This window comes from Paenibacillus sp. FSL W8-0919 (assembly GCF_038003785.1).
GTDB classification, from domain to species: Bacteria; Bacillota; Bacilli; order Paenibacillales; family Paenibacillaceae; genus Paenibacillus_AQ; species Paenibacillus_AQ lactis.
Genome location: NZ_JBBOPV010000001.1, coordinates 4535752 through 4552714 on the forward strand (window position 1 = coordinate 4535752; position 16963 = coordinate 4552714).

Here is a 16963-nt window from a genome sequence, read left to right on the forward strand (position 1 = left end):
AACAAATAAAGAATCGGAGCGCACCTGCTCTGGTACAGGAGGAATCGATCAATGTTTAAATTCGACGAAGAGCTTTTCCTAAGACTTGTTGAAACAGAAGGGCTGGCATACCGAAGCCAAATCGAGGAGATTGTGGACGGGATCTGCCGGAAAGGTTACAGCAACATTTTCATGATCGGTGCCGGCGGCACGATCGCCATGATGTACCCTTACGAATATATCCTCAAATCCAATTCGTCGATCGACGTGCACGCGGAAATCGCCGCCGAATTCGTGGTGATGAACAACAAGCATTTCAGCAAAGATTCGGTATGTATCTTCACCTCGGTATCGGGAACCACCAAGGAGACGATCGAGGCCATCGAATACTGCAAATCTCGGGGGGCAACAACTTTTGCTTTGGTGGCCGAGCCGGATACGCCGATCACCAAGCTGGTGGACCACTGCATCACGACGGGATCGGAGAAGCATTCCTTCGATACGTTTTTCATGCTGCTGTATATGGTCGTATTCCGGTTCATGCATAACCGTAACGAGTTCCCTCAATACGAACAGTTCACGAAAGAAGTAGCCCTGCTTCCCCGGGCTATTCTGGACGCCGTCAAAGCATTCGACCCCAAGGCGGAAGCTTTTGCCATTGAGCATAAAGACACCGACTACCACATGATGGTCGGCTCCGGTAACCTGTGGGGGAATACGTATTCTTATGCCATGTGCGTGCTGGAAGAGATGCAGTGGATCAAGGCCAAATCGATTCATGCAGCCGAGTTCTTCCACGGTACGCTCGAGCTTGTGGTGGAAGATACCAGCGTTATCCTGCTGAAGGGCGAGGATGAGACTCGGCCGCTGACAGATCGCGTAGAACGTTTTGCCGAAAAAGTCACGAAGCGACTGACGGTCATCGATACCAAGGATTTTGCCATGGAAGGTATCAGCGAAGAGTTCCGGAAGCATTTCGCAGTCAGCATCAACTGGGCGCTGCTCAGCCGGATCAGCGTCTATCTGGAACGCGAGAGAAACCATCCGCTAACGCTGAGAAGATATTACCGCAAGATGGAATATTAATATGCACCGGGAGTGCTGCAATACCAGGCGGCACTCTTCTTTGAACAGAGGGAAGGTGAGAGAAAATGCGAATCGTGACCGTCGGAGACAACTGCATGGACGTGTATCAGTCTACCGGTGAGGCTTACCCTGGAGGAAACCCGGTGAACGTGGCCGTCTATTTGACTGAATTGGGCGCGGACACCGCCTATATTGGCTGGGTGGGAACCGACCGTTATGGGGAGATCATGGTCCGGGCGATCCAGGAGAAGGGCGTCGATACGTCAAGGGTATCGGCCAAAGAAGGGACCACTGCGGTGACCTACGTCGAAATGGCAGGCAGTGAAAGAAAGCTGGGAGATTATGAGGAAGGCGTAATGTCCGGCTTCTCCCTCAGTCCGGAGGATCTTCGGTTTACGGAGTCGTTTCAGCTCGTCCATTCCGCAATATGGGGCCATGCCGACCGCTATTATCCTTTTTTTAAAGAAAAGGGGCTGCTGACCTCTTTTGACTTTGCCGATAAGCTGGACCATGAACTCGTAACGACGCTTGCGCCTTATGTGGACTATCCGTTTTTGTCTTATACGCAGGATGACGAGCATATCCGGAATCTGATGAGGGAAATCAAGGCCCGGGGTCCCCGAATCGTCGTGGCCACCTTGGGCGACAACGGCTCGCTGGCTTATGACGGCGTCCAATTTTATAAGCATGGGATCGTTGAAGTAGAGGTCGTCGATACGCTGGGGGCGGGGGATTCTTTTATTGCCGGGTTTATTTACGGGACGCTGAGCGGGCTTCCGGTCGATAAATGCCTGGAGCAAGGCGCGCAAAGGGCCGCGAAAACCATCAGCTATTTTGCCGCATGGTGACTGAGGGCGACCATCAATGTATAATAGAGGGATAAGAAATGATCATTGATGGATAAGGATGAATGCTCGATGAATTTAAATCCTTCGACCCCTCAACCGCTGTATATGCAGATCCGGCAGATGTTGAAGAATGACATCCAGCACGGGCGCTACAAACCGGATGAGCAAATACCGACGGAAGCAGAGCTGTGCGACATTTATAACGTAAGCCGGATTACGATCCGCAAAGCGATTGAGGAACTGGTGCGGGAAGGAGCCCTTACCCGGATTCCGCGGCGGGGGACTTTTGTGGCCTCCAACAAATTTCACAACGAGCTGCTGTCTGTAAGCGGATTCTCGGAGTTCAGCCACCAGCTTGGCATGATTCCGAATTCCCGCATTCTACGAAGCAATGTCATTGAAGCGACGGAAGAGGTGGCCGGGCATCTTGCGATTGAAGCCGGCAGCCCTGTCCTGGAGCTGGAGCGTCTCATGTATGTCAATGAACGCCCGCTGTTCTACGATATCGCGCATTATTCCCTGACCCGATTCCCCGATCTGGAGAAGAAGATCGCGATGAACGAGTCCACGTATAAAATTTTGGCCGAGGAATACGGGACGGAGATCGTAAGCAACGATAAAGAAATCGATGTCATTAGCGCGACACAGGACTATGCCAAGCTGCTGGAATGCGATGTCGGGGCCAATTTGTTTCGGATTTTGAAAATCGCCTTCGATGCCAAGGACGAGCCCGTACATCTCTCCACGTTCATGTGTGAAACCAATCGGGTGACTTTGACGGTGCATCGGGCCAAGCAGGCGGATTACAAGCAAACGGATTAATAATTGCGGAATTATGGTGCCACCGGCTACGGTGCAATGTGAACTGATCGTCGTAGCATGGCGATGGCGAGCTTCTAAGAACCGTTTTGATATCGCATACAGTGGAGTCCGCCGTATGGGTTGTACGAAGAGTGGACCGGTAGTAAATCAGACAAGCGTTAAAACCTTAGGTTTTAGCGCTTTTTTCTTTGGCACTAACAAGATCTTGGTTCCTTAGCCGACTAGATTGGTGTCTTTAGGGATTTAGTTAAAACATTAAAGTACATTGATAATCTTTTTATAATCAGAATCAATGGTACGCCCGCTTTATCTTCTCACTTGCATGAATGTTGTACAGTTATATTGGAAACAAAAGTAGGGATTCTAGTGGAGTCCCTAGGTACGGCACTATTAACCGGTGGCACCTTGTAGAGAAGGGAGCAGCTTCCCCAATGTAAATGGGTAGCCAACAGGAACGGAGGTCCACTCGATAAATATATAAAAAGCGAGGGATGAACATGAAAGCTGTAACCCCAGAACGCCAACAATTGCTGATACAATCGATGCAGTCAACTTTAAGAAAACTCGAAAACGGCTTTAAAAGGATGACCGAGAAAGAAGCGAACACATCGCTCATTAAGAAACGACGGGATGCAGTGAAAATCGCCTTAGATAGTCTAGAACATGCTTGGCAAGGAACGGAATTTTCATATGAGATTTCCGACACCCTTGAAGCTCGAACGGTTATAGCCGGTATTCTTCCATCCGTAATAAAACAGTATGAAAACGCTAAAGAAGGCAGTCCGCAAAAAACACTACTAGAAAGACGCATTGCTTCTATTGAAGCAGCCATAAATGCTCTGGATACCATATCCGTTAAAGGGGATTCCAACTATGTGATTAAGGATGAAGTTTGAAGGGAAAAGATTAGGATAACTTGATCCCAATCCGATCCTTAAGAAGACTTTATCTCATTCTCGATGGATCGTAGGGCGGTCGTGAAGGCTGGATTCGTTAAAGTCTGATTCCCTTTTTTCGTTTTCATGTTTGACTTGATCGTAGAGCTAGCGTAAAATTCAATTATGGCAATTTTTAGGTAATGCACTTACTTGAAAGTAAGGGGATGATCCATCGATGATTCATCAGCGTCAATGTCCGATTGAGACACTCATTCATGTTTTAGGCGGCAAATGGAAGCCCCTGATTTTATGGCATTTGATGGACTCTAATAAGCGATTCAATGATCTGGAGAAGCTCATACCTGAGGTGTCACAAAAAATGCTCTCACAGCATCTCCGGAATCTGGAACGGGAAGGCATTGTCGATAGAACGGTCCATCCTACGGTCCCTCCAAAAGTAGAATATTCACTCAGTGAGTACGGAAAAACATTGATCCCTGTAGCAGAAGTCATGTGTGCTTGGGGAGAAAATCATAACAAGCGGAATATTGAAGACTCAGCGTCATAACGGTGGTTCAATGACCTTGTACATGGCTTCAATAACCCCAAACAAAAGCTGTCACGGGAATCCCGGGCAGCTTTTGTTATTCCTGCGGTCGCAAAATGACAACATTAATTCAAGTGTGCACCACTCAATGACGACCGTATGAGTCAAGTAATTGAATTCGCCCCCCTTGGCACGTGGCATTCATTAACGAGTTTTAGATCCTAAATGCCCCATTCTGTAGAATTGCCGTCAATCTGCCTATAAAAGAGCTCCCATTTCCTCCTGATCTTCATGTTCATGTTGGTGTCCTTTTGTCATGCTTACTTTTTAGTAAGGACCCTACTTTAAAGTGGGTTCTTAACATCATGCAAGGGCGATGCTAAGCTTGATCTAACCAAATAATGGGGACACGAAAGAGGAGGAAAAACCAATGAAAATTGTTGTGTTTGGAGCGACAGGGAATACAGGGAAGAGAGTGCTGCTACAAGGGATAAAAATGGGTCATGAAATGACCGCTTTTGTGCGAAATTCGGAGAAGCTTTATGAGCAACTAGGCGAGCATTCCGCCAAGCATGTGAAGGTTATCGCGGGCGATATGATGGAACCGGCTAGCGTCGGTGAGGCGCTCGCGCATCAAGACGCCGCTATTCTTGCAGCGGGCCATGCGGGGCAGGGAGACGAATTTAATAGGATCGTTGACAACATTATTAGCCAATGTGAATCGGTGCCAAGTTTCTCCGGGCGGGTATGGGTAATGGGGGGAGCCGGCCTGCTGGATATACCTTATACAGATCTAATCGGCAACAATTTACCCGGCTTTCCACCTGAATACAGGAACCATAACCGGAACCTCGAAAGGCTGCAACAGACTGGACTCGATTGGTCCATGATGTGTCCGGGAACCATGACAGTGTCGAGAGAGCAGCCGGATTCGGTTCCTCTTCTTGTAACAACGGAAACCTTACCCGTTCCGGTTCCAGAGACGATCAAGGAATATTCCGAGACGGATATTGCCGGTTACTTGTTCAGTCGATTTCATGAGCTGAATGTGGCTTATGACGATGTGGTCGCATGTATGCTGGAACATCTTGAGCTCGAAGGACCGTTTAAAGGAAAAAGGATCGGTCTAGCCTATCAAACCCAACATTCGACGGTGCGCTAAGGAGGAGGGAACTATGGGTTTGTTTGGAATCCTGCTCGTTTTGCATATATTGGCTTCAATCGCTATCATGGGCCCCACTTTTGTTTTGTTCATCATTCGAAGATCGGCCAAGACCGTCGGACAGCTGCACTTTGCATCTGGTATAGCAAACAGACCCTCTATCCTTCCTAAAATCGGCGGTACCGTCCTAATTTTAACCGGGGTTTGGCTTATGATCATAACCAAGACGGGGTTCTCCCAAATGTGGCTGAATGTATCCATCCTTTTAGCGCTGCTCACGGTCGTCCTGATTGACGGATGGATCGAGCCCCGTGTGAACAAGATCGAGAAGAGCATTTCTGAAAATTACGACCAGGGTAATGAGATACCCGCCGAATTCGGACTGCTGATCAAAAAGATCGTGCCCATCGAGACGGCAGCGCAGCTGCTGATGATTGCCATACTGGTGCTTATGGTCATGAAGCCATTTTAAAGGGCAGATGGGGACAACAAACCGATCGTAGAGTCATTAAAATGACTTAGAATCTCCTCAAGAAATTTTAAGGGCACCAGCCCATACACGTCACAGATTTTCATCATACATTATATGGCATCCGCCGATATGTCAAAAATGTATTCATTCTTCTCATTAATTCTAAGGAGATGGACAGATCCGTGAAGTCAGATGTGAGGCTTACTGGGCGAGTGATTTTTAGGGGTGACCCTGGGTATGAAGCAGCACGCAAAAATTGGGATCCACATACGGACAGATTTCCTAAGGTTTTTGTTTTTGCTCAGAAAACACAAGATGTGGCCAATGCCATTCGATGGGCTCGAAAAAATAAAGTCCCCTTGCGCCCGCGAAGCGGAAGGCACGCCTTGGAAGGCAATCTCTCGCAGGTCAATGGAGGAATCGTCATTGACGTCAGCGAAATGAAGAAAATTCGTCTGAACAAAAAGAGCAGCACAGCAGTAGTAGAGACCGGGAATCAGGTTGGCCGAATCGTCGATACGTTGGCTCGGCAGGGTTATATGGCCCCATTTGGCGACAGCCCAACGGTAGGGATCGGCGGCATTACGCCTGGTGGTGGAATCGGGCCGCTACAAAGAACGACCGGTCTCATCAGCGATAATTTAATCGAACTCGAAATGGTAGACGCCAAGGGGAGAATCATTCGAGCAAACAAAAAACAAAATTCCGACCTTCTATGGGCATCCCGTGGGGGAGGCGGCGGGAACTTCGGCGTTTATACCAAATACAAATTCAAGGTGCTGCGTGCTCCAAACAAAGCCACAGTATTTCGAATCACCTGGCCATGGGAGCAGTTTGAAAAAATCGTGAAGAAATGGCAGGTTTGGGCTCCGAACGCCAGTACCAAGCTCGGAAGTGAATTAAGCGTCGGTCCCAAAAAAGGCGGAAATGTCAGTATGCTGGGGATCTACCTAGGATCAAAACGCGAGGCGCTTACCCAACTGGAACCAATTCTTAGTGTTGGCACCCCGACGCAAAAAATCATCCGTTATCTGCCATACAGGGAAGCTACTAAGTTTATGCTCGCCCCCGATCCGGTTCTTACACAAAGATTCAGCAACCAGTTCTCCAGCGGCTTTGGCAGACGTCCATTTCCAGAGAAAGCCTATAAAGTCATGCGCGAGTTTCTGGAAAAAGCAGAGGGAGGGACGCCAGCCGGGTTCTTTTTCCTGAATTGGGGCGGCGCCGTAAGCCGCATCGCACCTAGAGCCACCGCATTCTACTGGCGCAAAGCTAAGTTCTACGTGGAATGGAACAGCTCTTGGGTGAATCCATCTCATGCAGCTAGAAATATCGCTTTGGCCCGAAACACCCGAAAGAAATTGCAGCCTTATATCGTAGGATCCTATATTAACGTTCCAGACCAGGGCATTAAGAGTTCAGGACCGGTCTATTATGGAAAGAACTATCCAAGATTGAGAAAAATAAAAGCAAAATATGATCCGAAAAATGTATTTAACAATCCGCAGAGCATTCCTCCAGCTTAACGATAACCAATCAATAAGAGCAAATCGAAAGTCGTTAGTTTCTACAAAATAAAGTGATTCAAAATAATCTACAACCATTCAATAAAACAAGAAGGCAGCCGTTAATGATATCGGCTGCCTTTATTGAACCAGCGAGCAGGGAAGGAGACTTGTCTATTCGCCTGAGACGGCAAACTTAAGTATTCGATCCCCAATCTCATCTCGAACCCTTTGGAACACAGCCCACTTTTCTTCATCCGTGCCCTGAGCTTTCGCAGGATCATCAAATCCCCAATGAACTCTTTTTACTGTCGGCGGGGTAACAGGGCATTTATTTGCAGCATCCCCGCATAGCGTTACAACCATATCCGCTTGGTTAAGAATTTCCGGATCAACCACATCGGAGGTTTGGTGGGAAATGTCGATCCCTACCTCATTCATGGCTCGAACAGCATTGGGATTCAGCCCGTGAGCTTCGATACCAGCACTGTATACATTCCAGCTGCTCCCTAGATGCTGTTTAGCCCAACCTTCAGCCATCTGACTGCGGCATGAGTTGCCGGTGCAGAGAAAGTATATGGTTTTCTTCTCCACGAATCATCGTCTCCTTTTATATAAAAACTACAAAACTGCTAACCACAAATAGAGCCCAAGCAAGGTTATAAACAGCGTTGGGACCGTGAGAATAATCCCGGTCTTAAAGTAAGTTCCCCAAGAAATTTTGACCCCTTTGGTAGAAAGCACATGAAGCCATAGCAATGTTGCCAATGAACCAACCGGCGTGATTTTAGGCCCCAAATCAGAGCCGATCACGTTAGCATAAATTAATGCTTCCCGAATCGTTCCAGACGTCTGGGTAGCATCAATGGCTAGCGCATCAATCATGACGGTAGGCAAATTGTTCATGACCGATGACAGAAGAGCGGCAATGAACCCCATACCCATTGTCGCCACAAATAATCCTTGGTCAGCAACGGTTTGTATAGCTATTGCGAGCAAATCGGTAAGTCCCGCATTTCGGAGACCATACACCACGACATACATGCCGATAGAGAAAAAGACAATTGCCCAAGGGGCTCCTATGAGGACTTCTTTCGTTGGGACCACCCGACTGCGCTGGGCAAGTAATAGGAACATAAGAGCGATGACACCAGCTATAAGGGATACAGGGATATTCAGAAACTCGCTGATAAAGTACCCAATTAAAAGAACGATTAGAACATACCAAGACATCCGGAACATGAAGGGATCCTTGATGGCATCGGCAGGCTCCTTCAAGCGGGTGGCTTCAAACTGCCGCGGAATACTTTTACGGAAGAAGAAATACAGGACCAAGATGCTGGCGATCAGTGAAAATAAATTCGGAATGATCATTCGGCCAGCGTATTCCCCGAACCCGATTCCAAAGAAATCAGCGGATACGATATTGACCAAGTTGCTCACGACGAGCGGAAGTGAAGTGGTGTCCGCGATAAACCCACTCGCGATAATGAAAGGGAATACCTTTTTTTCATCAAAGTTAAGCGCCCTTACCATGGCCAATACGATCGGTGTCAAAATGAGGGCTGCTCCGTCATTCGCAAAAAAGGCAGCGACAACAGCACCCAGAATGCTGACGTATACAAACATGCGGATGCCGTTTTCACGAGCAGCTCTTGCCATATGTAGGGCAGCCCACTCAAAGAATCCAATCCTATCTAAGATTAGAGAGATGATGATGATCGCAACGAAAGCTAACGTGGCATTCCAGACCATTTGGGTAACATCCCAGACGTCATGGACACTAACTACCCCGGCAAGTAACGCCAGCACAGCACCGCCGCAGGCTGACCATCCGATGGATAAATTTCTGGGCTGCCAGATAACCAAGGTTAAGGTAATCAAAAAAATAATACTAGCTAATACAACAGTTGCCATCTCGTCCTCCGTTTGCTTCAAAGTCTGTGTCATCGATGAACGACGGAAATCATTATATAACCATATACTTATATAAACAACAAGAAAAAACTTCAGAATGCTGCAAAAGCCTCATTCGCAAACCGAAGTTATTTCTTTTTTGTTAAGCGCAGTTAGAATGGTCTTAGAATTAGGCGTATACTCGAGCACCGACCTAATGTATGGTGGAACATCTACACTCAAGGAATAATATACCCACTGACCGCGTTTATCTTCTTTTACTAGGCCCTGGGATTTTAATTTTCTTAAATGCTGACTTACGCCGGGTTGAGAAATCTCCAGGATATCAACGAGTTCGCATACGCAAAATTCCCGGTCCCTCAACAAGGACAAAATGGTGAGACGGGTACCATCGCTTAGCAGCTTCAACTTATCAGCCATTTCGTAGATTTGCTCCAAACCAACACCTCCTTATCTGATCAACCATTTCTCACATAAGTAAACGGTTATATAATATTCGGATTCCGGTAGAAAATCAAATGAAAGATAAGTCTTTGATTTCTTACCCAAATAACATTTGCATATTGCAAATGTTTCGTGTATAAATGAATCAAGAGGTGAACAGAACAATGGAAAGCACTCGCGAACTATTTCAGATTATGACACGCCGTTTCGGCTTATTGAACAAAAATTGCTGCACTGTGGGTGGTAATGACATCACTCCTGTCCAAAGCCATATTTTGTTCGAAGTCGACCGTCAGCATAATCCTTCGATCCAGCAAATCGCAGAAACATTGGGGACTGATATTACAACATTCAGCAGACAAGTACAGTCTCTAATCAAAATGAATTTAATTAAAAAGACACCTGATCCTGCCGATCGCCGGGTATCGACCCTCTCCTTAACGGTTGAAGGGAAGTACGTAGCTACAACGATCGACCAACAGATGAATGCTTATCTTGATGAAATATTCTCATTTATGACCGAATTCGAGAAAGAGACGGTCCTTCGTTCCATCAAGTTAATGAATGAGGCAATGGCTAAATCTGATAATTGCTGCAGACCCATTATTGGGTAAATTTTTTTACCTTCAAATACTTGTATAATGCAAATAATGAACGAAGGGGGGCTTTAAAATGGCATCCGTTTTAGCATCAATTGTTATCGGAGGCGGGCAGGCCGGTATGGCTTCCGGGTATTACTTGAAGCAAAACGGGCTCAAGTTTTTGATCTTGAAAGCAGGCGAGCATGCAGCTGGTTCTTGGCCGCATTATTACGATAGTTTAAAGCTGTTTTCGCCAGTAAGGTTGTCCTCATTGCCAGGTATGAGGATATCTGGAGCTGCAACCCACTATCCGTCACAAAATGAGGTGATTCAGTATTTTCCCATAGGGGCTCTTGGCACTGAGGGAAAACCGATACAGACAGCAGGAATAAGCCTTACCGCTCCAGGACTTTATTATGTCGGTTTGGAAGGACAGCGTTCCTTCGCTTCCGCAACATTAAGGGGGGTGGGGCCGGACGAAAAATACGTTGTAAGCAAGCTAATGCGTTATTTGAAAATAAGAAATCATTTATAGGGAGGATCTTACCTATGTATTTAAATTGGTGGGACGAAGAATATCTTTTGAAGCAGCAGCAGCTCGAAGTTGAGCGAGCCAGTAGGGAAGCCTGGAAATGGAAAAAGCCAAAAGAGGGGGTGTTGAACCAACTTCTTTGGAGACGGCAACCTGCGAATTCAATAGCCTGTTGTACGCCTAGCTGTTGCTGATCTTATAAAAACTACTCGAAGGAGATGATCGAATGAATCAAGTAACGAACGATCAAATTCGCCAAAATGTACGTAACCGTTATAAACAAGTGGCTATTCAAGAAGGTAATGCTAGTTCGTGTTGTCAAACCGACATACAAACAACCAGCTGCTGCAGTACACCTTCCGACTTCAATTCGATCTCAAGTAAGCTTGGATATTCGAATGATGAACTAAGCGCGGTGCCTGAAGGTGCAAATCTTGGTTTGGGGTGCGGCAATCCCCAAGCTGTTGCGTCATTAAAGCCTGGTGAAGTCGTACTCGACTTAGGCAGCGGCGGGGGTTTTGACTGTTTCTTAGCGTCCCGCCAGGTGGGGGAGACCGGTAAAGTGATCGGCGTTGACATGACACCTGAAATGGTTAGCCGTGCACGTAACAATGCTATTAGAGGGGAGTATTCGAATACAGATTTTCGTTTGGGAGAAATTGAGCATCTTCCTGTCGCTGATAACACGGTGGACGTCATCATCTCAAACTGTGTTATCAACCTTTCGCCTGATAAGCAGCAGGTGTTTAATGATTCGTTTCGTGTTCTAAAAAGCGGCGGCAGGCTGGCGATTTCCGATATTGTGACAACAGCAGAGCTTCCTTCAGAAATAAAAAGCGACTTAGATGAACTTTATTCAGGTTGCATATCAGGAGCATCTTCAATTAGCGAAATTGAGACAATGCTTCAACAAAGCGGATTTACCGATATCTCCGTCGAACCGAAGGATGAGTCCAAAGATTTTATTAAGGATTGGGTTCAAGGATCCAATATCGAGGATTACATCGTATCAGCCGTAATCAAGGCAATCAAGCCTTAGATATTACTAAACACTTTTTTCGTTTAACGGAAAGGGCTGGGTTTTATACGCACAACAGAATATTGGGAAGCTGGCGTTTTTGAGAAGCAGGGTGTCACGGCTGGTAAGTTTATTGATGTAATGACCATGGAAAAAAACGACTTACTTTAAGAGAAGATTTATGCTCCTGTAGCGAAACAGGAGCTTTTTTATGTGTTCGATAACAACAAATCAATACCTTCTAAAAGAAAATAGCAGGTGAAGATTAAATCACTATTGATGATTTAGCTCTAAAAATGCTCGAAGCGCGCTGCTCACTGGGACGTCCCTGTGATAAATAAAATGCACCACAAGCTCACGATAGGACTTCGGAAGCGTCATGGCTTTCATGTTGATCTCCTTGGAAAGCATTGCGGCATTGGACCTCGGAAGGAGAGCTACACCGAGTCCCGAAGCAACCCCTCCGATGACAGCTTCGAGCGAACCGAACTCGATGATACGCGGATGTTGGACTCCGGCTTCTGCCAGAAGGCGCTCCACTCTGGACCGGTGAGTACAGCCCGTCGATAAGATCAGCATTGGCTTGTGCAATTGCTCCTGCAGACTTTCGGCCCCAACTTCGGTGAGCAGCACCAGTTCTTCTTGATAGTAAGGGATCTGCTTCAGCTGAGGATGCGTTACAGGGCCGTACACGAAAGCCCCGTCAATTTCACGGTTAACTACTTGCTGCATAAGTACGCTGGAATTACCCGTGTTCAGGGACAGATTGACCTCAGGGTATCGAGCATAATAATCGGCGAGGCGTTCCGGAAGATAAGCTGCGGCGGTGGATTCAATCGCTCCGATTCGCAGCTGTCCCCGCGGCTTATCCTCAGCCTGAACGGATTTCTCCGCTTCACCCAGCAAATTTAAAATTTCACGCGCATATCCAAGCAAAATCTTACCGGCTGGAGTCAATTCCATCCCCCGGTTGCTTCGGACAAATAGTGATGTTCGCAGGCCTTCTTCCAGCTGGCGGATCCGGCCCGTGACGTTAGAGGGAACATACTGAAGGCGCTGGGCCGCTCGCGTGATGCTGCCTTCCTCCGCCACTGCGTAGAATATACGTAAATCTCCACTTTCCATACGCCTTCACCATCCTGGCTTCATTTCTACTGAATGTCACATTCATTACTAACCATTTTACATGCATCGGAGTGAAACTTACAATGAATCCAGGACGGCCAACAGGCCGGAAGAAGGAGAGGAATTCATATGAAAGCAGTTATTCATCACGGCCCGAGCGGTCTGGGCGGGCTTCGAATCAGCGATGTGAAAATAAAACAACCGGGTTTAGGTGAAGTTAGAGTCCGCTTAAAGGCGGCCGGACTCAATCACCGTGATCTATTTTTGATGGAGGGACGGCAGGCAACGGATAGGCCGCTCATTCTGGGTTCAGACGGGGCAGGGATCATTGAGGAAGTGGGTAAGGGCGTTAGCGATCACATGGTTGGCAACGAGGTCATCATCCATCCGACGATCGGCTGGGAGCGCACAGAAGAGGTCCCTGTAGTACCTGAGATTTTGGGCGGTCCGATGGACGGCACCTTTGCCGAGACGGTAGTGATCCCGGCGGGCAATGCCTTCAGAAAGCCATTATATCTGAGTTGGGAGGAAGCGGGAGTACTTCCTTTGTCTGCTCTAACAGCCTACCGTGCGCTGTTTACAAGGGCCCAAATCAAGGCAGGCGAGCATGTGCTCATTCCGGGCATAGGAGGCGGGGTTGCAACCTATGCGATGCTCATGGCCCAAGCTGCGGGGGCTGTCGTGAGCGTTACATCCCGCAGTGAAGCCAAGCTTGTTGAAGCTCGGAGGTATTCTTTACATAGGGCTTTTTCAAGCGACGGGGATTGGAACGAAGAGCTGGAAGGGGAGAAGGTGGACGTGATCCTAGATAGCATCGGTCCGGCAACCTTTTCCCAATACTTAAAGGTGATTAAGCCCAATGGGCGGATTATCAGTTTTGGGGCCAGCTCCGGCGATACGGTAGATGTTCCGCTTAGGGCTTTGTTTTTTCCTCAGCTGTCCTGGATCGGTACATCGATGGGGAGCCGGGAGGAGTTTGCTGAGATGCTTCAGTTCATGGAGAAGCACAGGATTCATCCGCTGATCGACCGGATGTACGCGATAGATGAGACACGGAGCGCGTTTCAGCGAATGATGGCGGGCGAGCAGTTTGGCAATATCGGTTTGCTCTTCGGATAAACGCCATAAATCACAAAAAATAACGGGCCGAAATCACATAGTTCAGCCCGTTTTCTGCTCCATTTTATGTCAAGACATTTTACGAATTCACTTCTCTGCTAAGCTCCTTCCACCATATCCCGTTTGCGATATCCCATATAGCCCATAACCATCAAAGCAACACTGATCACCGAGATCGCAATAAAGGTAGTCGCATCAAACGGATCTACAGGCATTCGCGGAATCCAGCTTTGAACGGCTGTCTTAGCGAACCATTCCGGCAAATCCAAAATGCCGCCGAAGTAGTTTAATGCAAAAGAATAGCCAAGGTACCCATATACGGCTTTCCCTAGTCTTGGGGCCCAGCCTAAAGCCAAAGCGGCAAGTCCCGTAAAGAATAACACGGAAGGCAGGAAGTTATAACCAGCTTCGAGAAAATCCCACATATTGATGGACGAGCGGTCACCCATGGCAGAAATGGCCGTCGCTCCAAGACCGCCGGAAGCGAGCAAAATGCCCACAATCCCAGCAGCGATGGCCAAAATGACACTCGTCCAATAGAGCTGAGCTCTCGTCACTTTGGTTGCATAAAGCTGACTTAGATGCAGCCGGGTTTCTTCCGAGAACAGTTTGTTCACGATCGCAATCGGCAAAATGGAAACCATTCCGATCAAGACCATCATAATGGTCCCGGTGAAGGATTCCTCGATGGAAACGCCGGATATGGTAAACATTTGACTCATGACTTCATTGCTCTCGAGAAAAGCCTGCATATCTCCATAAATCGAACCATAGGCTGCTCCCATGATAACGAAGGCAATCAACCAGCTGATCATTACGCCTTTGTTCAGCTTGGTAAACAGGCCGGGTACGGACAGCAATGATTTTTTTGCCGATTCTCGTCCTTCTCGTTCGGACAAATAACCGGCCCCCATGTCTCGACCGCCTTCAAGGGCAAAAGCGATGATCACGACAATGACGCTGAAGACGATCGCCACAATCAGGGGAATCCAATTGTTTTTTGTAAATGGATAGGCTAGATAAGTCCAACCCATCGGATTGATCATGGAGAAATCAACATTCGACACATCCGTACCAGCACGAAGAATATAAAGCAAACCTACAATTCCAAGCGATGAACCGGTTGCTCCGGATGAAGTTGGCATAATTTGCGCCATGACTAAGGCAATCACGGCTCCCAGGATCCCGGCCATCCCGATGGATGCGCCAAACAAAAAGGCTCCTTCGGCCGAAATCGTATCTGCGCCATAGCTGGTCAAGACTCCTCCAATCACGAGCGCCAATAGAATATTGATCAAGGCGACTTCGGCAATCACCGCAAGCGAATTGGCTTGACGACCTACTTGAAAAGAGCGTACGAGTTCAGTAAGCCCTAGATCTTCTTCTTTGCGGGTATGGCTTACCACATGCAAAGCAGCGATAATCATCGCAAACAAACCGCAGAATAACAGCATTTCGTGCGCATACATCGCGCCTAAAGTATAATCCGCCGCGGTCTCAACCGGTGTCGGACCAACCATGGAAATCATGGCAGGATTTTGCATGGTTTCATACATTCCCTGCAAACCTTGCCCTTTGCCGATTTCTTCAAAAGCCGGAACAAATCCGGCTGAAAACAAGCCTAAACCTAAAATCCAAATGATGATTTTTTTCCAATCACGTTTCAGATATTGGACGAAAAGTACACGCGAACGCGCAAATTTTTCTTGCATCCCAGTCTCCTCCGTTTCCGCTCTTAGACTTCATAATGACGCATGAATAAGTCTTCCAGCGTAGGCGGCACGGATTCAAATTTCTTGACGCCCAACTTTGCCGCTTCGGACAAAATATCATTGATACATTCGTTATCCGCCGAGAATGTCGCTTGATTGCCGGATTGCTTGAAATCATGGACACCGTTAACGGATGCCATCTTAGCCACATCGCCTTGCGTTACCATAGTTACTGTCGAACGGGTTAAGTGACGCAGCTCATCCAATGTTCCGGTTTCAACCACTTTGCCTTGGCGAATGATAACTACTTTATCGGCCAGCCGTTCCACTTCGCTCAAAATATGAGAGGACAGTAAGATTGCTTTTCCCGCAAGCTTGATTTTTTCGACCTCATCCTGGAAGACGGATTCCATCAACGGATCCAGTCCGGAAGTCGGTTCGTCGAAAATATACAAATCGGAATCAACGGATAAAGCCGCGATCAAGCCGACTTTTTGCCGATTTCCTTTGGAATAGCCCTTGGCTTTCTTCTTCGGATCCAACTCAAACCGTTTAATTAAATAGTCGCGTTTCGTTTTGTCTCCGCCGCCATGCAATTTCATAAACAAATCAATGATTTCGCCGCCTGTTAAGCTGCCCCAGAGCGCCACGTCCCCAGGAACATAAGAAATTCGTTTATGAATCTCAAGACTGTCCTTCCATACATCCTTGCCAAAGATCGTCGCATCCCCGGCATCCCGCTGGATGATCCCGAGCAGCGTACGAATCGTGGTGGATTTTCCCGCACCGTTCGGCCCGATAAATCCGGCAACTTCCCCGGCATTTACCGTAAATGACACGTCATGCAACGCTTTGAATTTCCCGAAGCTTTTTTGCAAGCCTTGCACTTTTACAATGTTTGTCATAGCACTAAAACTCCTTCTTGACCAGTTTTAGTAACGTGCTTTCCAGTCTAAAGCAAAGCTTCACCTCAACAAATAATGAACTAATTATTAATATTTAGTTCTTATATTAGTTGAATTCGCTTTGTTTTAAACCAAAGTTCATTTACAACTTCAGTTATACACCCGTTTAATGGCATAGTCAATGCAAAAAAACATAAGTTTAGAACTCTTATTTGTTTTATAATTCATAATTTTGATATATAATTAATAGGAAGGAAAAATACGAACTAAATCCTCCATATTCATTTTTAATCATAATCGTTAGAAAGCAG

The 16963-nt window shown here is 47.1% G+C and carries 18 protein-coding genes; 12 read left to right on the top strand and 6 right to left on the bottom strand.

All coding sequences use genetic code 11. From position 1 onward, the window contains the following. Positions 1 to 51 precede the first annotated feature (51 nt). From NST44_RS20540 to NST44_RS20575, 8 genes are all read left to right on the top strand, one after another. Positions 52 to 1065: an SIS domain-containing protein gene (locus NST44_RS20540; protein WP_251534849.1), complete on the top strand. Its 1014-nt coding sequence runs from the start codon at positions 52 to 54 to the stop codon at positions 1063 to 1065. Between the two features lie 65 nt (positions 1066 to 1130). Then, positions 1131 to 1913: a fructoselysine 6-kinase gene (gene frlD / locus NST44_RS20545; RefSeq protein WP_040738094.1), complete on the top strand. Its 783-nt coding sequence runs from the start codon at positions 1131 to 1133 to the stop codon at positions 1911 to 1913. A 69-nt stretch (positions 1914 to 1982) separates the two neighbouring features. Further along, positions 1983 to 2735: a GntR family transcriptional regulator gene (locus tag NST44_RS20550; protein WP_007128052.1), complete on the top strand. Its 753-nt coding sequence runs from the start codon at positions 1983 to 1985 to the stop codon at positions 2733 to 2735. A gap of 497 nt (positions 2736 to 3232) precedes the next feature. Further along, the gene (locus tag NST44_RS20555; protein WP_007128051.1) at positions 3233 to 3631 is read left to right on the top strand and encodes a hypothetical protein; all 399 of its coding nucleotides are present in this window, start codon (positions 3233 to 3235) and stop codon (positions 3629 to 3631) included. Positions 3632 to 3848: 217 nt separating this feature from the next. Continuing rightward, positions 3849 to 4181, top strand: coding sequence for a winged helix-turn-helix transcriptional regulator (locus NST44_RS20560; protein ID WP_007128050.1), 333 nt, complete (start codon positions 3849 to 3851; stop codon positions 4179 to 4181). Between the two features lie 409 nt (positions 4182 to 4590). Beyond that, a complete protein-coding gene (locus tag NST44_RS20565) occupies positions 4591 to 5322 on the top strand; it encodes an NAD(P)-dependent oxidoreductase (protein WP_007128049.1) in 732 nt (243 codons plus the stop codon). A gap of 13 nt (positions 5323 to 5335) precedes the next feature. Next, on the top strand, positions 5336 to 5794 hold the full coding sequence (locus NST44_RS20570; protein WP_007128048.1) for a DUF2269 family protein: 459 nt from the start codon (positions 5336 to 5338) through the stop codon (positions 5792 to 5794). Between the two features lie 170 nt (positions 5795 to 5964). After that, a complete protein-coding gene (locus NST44_RS20575) occupies positions 5965 to 7320 on the top strand; it encodes an FAD-binding oxidoreductase (protein WP_040738091.1) in 1356 nt (451 codons plus the stop codon). 153 nt (positions 7321 to 7473) lie between these two features. Here the strand turns inward: NST44_RS20575 and arsC are convergent, their stop codons facing one another. From arsC to NST44_RS20590, 3 genes are read right to left on the bottom strand one after another with little or no spacing between them, the layout of a single operon-like run. Next, on the bottom strand, positions 7474 to 7893 hold the full coding sequence (gene arsC, locus NST44_RS20580; protein WP_007128046.1) for an arsenate reductase (thioredoxin): 420 nt from the start codon (positions 7891 to 7893) through the stop codon (positions 7474 to 7476). A 27-nt stretch (positions 7894 to 7920) separates the two neighbouring features. After that, the gene (locus NST44_RS20585) at positions 7921 to 9315 is read right to left on the bottom strand and encodes an arsenic transporter (RefSeq protein WP_340901458.1); all 1395 of its coding nucleotides are present in this window, start codon (positions 9313 to 9315) and stop codon (positions 7921 to 7923) included. A 12-nt stretch (positions 9316 to 9327) separates the two neighbouring features. After that, the gene (locus NST44_RS20590) at positions 9328 to 9654 is read right to left on the bottom strand and encodes an ArsR/SmtB family transcription factor (protein ID WP_007128044.1); all 327 of its coding nucleotides are present in this window, start codon (positions 9652 to 9654) and stop codon (positions 9328 to 9330) included. 170 nt (positions 9655 to 9824) lie between these two features. On the opposite strand from NST44_RS20590, the gene NST44_RS20595 reads away from it, so the two are divergent. The 3 genes from NST44_RS20595 (at position 9825) to NST44_RS20605 (ending at position 11812) form a co-directional block, all read left to right on the top strand. After that, entirely contained in the window at positions 9825 to 10274 is a 450-nt protein-coding gene (locus NST44_RS20595; protein WP_007128043.1) for a MarR family winged helix-turn-helix transcriptional regulator, read from the top strand. A 58-nt stretch (positions 10275 to 10332) separates the two neighbouring features. After that, positions 10333 to 10776, top strand: coding sequence for an NAD(P)-binding domain-containing protein (locus NST44_RS20600; protein WP_007128042.1), 444 nt, complete (start codon positions 10333 to 10335; stop codon positions 10774 to 10776). Between the two features lie 223 nt (positions 10777 to 10999). Then, positions 11000 to 11812, top strand: a complete 813-nt coding sequence (locus NST44_RS20605; RefSeq protein WP_210094859.1) for an arsenite methyltransferase — start codon at positions 11000 to 11002, stop codon at positions 11810 to 11812. Between the two features lie 252 nt (positions 11813 to 12064). Here NST44_RS20605 and NST44_RS20610 read toward each other — a convergent pair whose 3' ends face one another. Further along, the gene (locus tag NST44_RS20610) at positions 12065 to 12916 is read right to left on the bottom strand and encodes a LysR family transcriptional regulator (protein ID WP_007128039.1); all 852 of its coding nucleotides are present in this window, start codon (positions 12914 to 12916) and stop codon (positions 12065 to 12067) included. 129 nt (positions 12917 to 13045) lie between these two features. Here NST44_RS20610 and NST44_RS20615 point away from each other — a divergent pair, with 129 nt between their 5' ends. After that, entirely contained in the window at positions 13046 to 14035 is a 990-nt protein-coding gene (locus NST44_RS20615) for a zinc-binding dehydrogenase (protein ID WP_007128038.1), read from the top strand. A gap of 98 nt (positions 14036 to 14133) precedes the next feature. Here NST44_RS20615 and NST44_RS20620 read toward each other — a convergent pair whose 3' ends face one another. After that, positions 14134 to 15747 carry an ABC transporter permease gene (locus NST44_RS20620; protein ID WP_340900497.1) on the bottom strand — a complete coding sequence of 538 codons (1614 nt, stop codon included), beginning with the start codon at positions 15745 to 15747 and terminating at the stop codon, positions 14134 to 14136. Positions 15748 to 15770: 23 nt separating this feature from the next. Then, positions 15771 to 16652 carry an ABC transporter ATP-binding protein gene (locus NST44_RS20625; protein ID WP_210094860.1) on the bottom strand — a complete coding sequence of 294 codons (882 nt, stop codon included), beginning with the start codon at positions 16650 to 16652 and terminating at the stop codon, positions 15771 to 15773. Positions 16653 to 16963: the final 311 nt, after the last annotated feature.

What these genes read in the sequence shown, in the direction of transcription:
- NST44_RS20540 (WP_251534849.1), top strand. Translation starts at nt 52, where the DNA reads ATGTTTAAATTCGACGAAGAGCTTTTCCTAAGACTTGTTGAAACAGAA.
- NST44_RS20610 (WP_007128039.1), bottom strand. Translation starts at nt 12,916, where the DNA reads ATGGAAAGTGGAGATTTACGTATATTCTACGCAGTGGCGGAGGAAGGC.
- NST44_RS20570 (WP_007128048.1), top strand. Translation starts at nt 5,336, where the DNA reads ATGGGTTTGTTTGGAATCCTGCTCGTTTTGCATATATTGGCTTCAATC.
- NST44_RS20550 (WP_007128052.1), top strand. Translation starts at nt 1,983, where the DNA reads ATGAATTTAAATCCTTCGACCCCTCAACCGCTGTATATGCAGATCCGG.
- NST44_RS20565 (WP_007128049.1), top strand. Translation starts at nt 4,591, where the DNA reads ATGAAAATTGTTGTGTTTGGAGCGACAGGGAATACAGGGAAGAGAGTG.
- NST44_RS20625 (WP_210094860.1), bottom strand. Translation starts at nt 16,652, where the DNA reads ATGACAAACATTGTAAAAGTGCAAGGCTTGCAAAAAAGCTTCGGGAAA.
- NST44_RS20600 (WP_007128042.1), top strand. Translation starts at nt 10,333, where the DNA reads ATGGCATCCGTTTTAGCATCAATTGTTATCGGAGGCGGGCAGGCCGGT.
- NST44_RS20615 (WP_007128038.1), top strand. Translation starts at nt 13,046, where the DNA reads ATGAAAGCAGTTATTCATCACGGCCCGAGCGGTCTGGGCGGGCTTCGA.
- frlD (WP_040738094.1), top strand. Translation starts at nt 1,131, where the DNA reads ATGCGAATCGTGACCGTCGGAGACAACTGCATGGACGTGTATCAGTCT.
- NST44_RS20605 (WP_210094859.1), top strand. Translation starts at nt 11,000, where the DNA reads ATGAATCAAGTAACGAACGATCAAATTCGCCAAAATGTACGTAACCGT.
- NST44_RS20575 (WP_040738091.1), top strand. Translation starts at nt 5,965, where the DNA reads ATGGACAGATCCGTGAAGTCAGATGTGAGGCTTACTGGGCGAGTGATT.
- NST44_RS20560 (WP_007128050.1), top strand. Translation starts at nt 3,849, where the DNA reads ATGATTCATCAGCGTCAATGTCCGATTGAGACACTCATTCATGTTTTA.
- NST44_RS20555 (WP_007128051.1), top strand. Translation starts at nt 3,233, where the DNA reads ATGAAAGCTGTAACCCCAGAACGCCAACAATTGCTGATACAATCGATG.
- NST44_RS20620 (WP_340900497.1), bottom strand. Translation starts at nt 15,747, where the DNA reads ATGCAAGAAAAATTTGCGCGTTCGCGTGTACTTTTCGTCCAATATCTG.
- NST44_RS20595 (WP_007128043.1), top strand. Translation starts at nt 9,825, where the DNA reads ATGGAAAGCACTCGCGAACTATTTCAGATTATGACACGCCGTTTCGGC.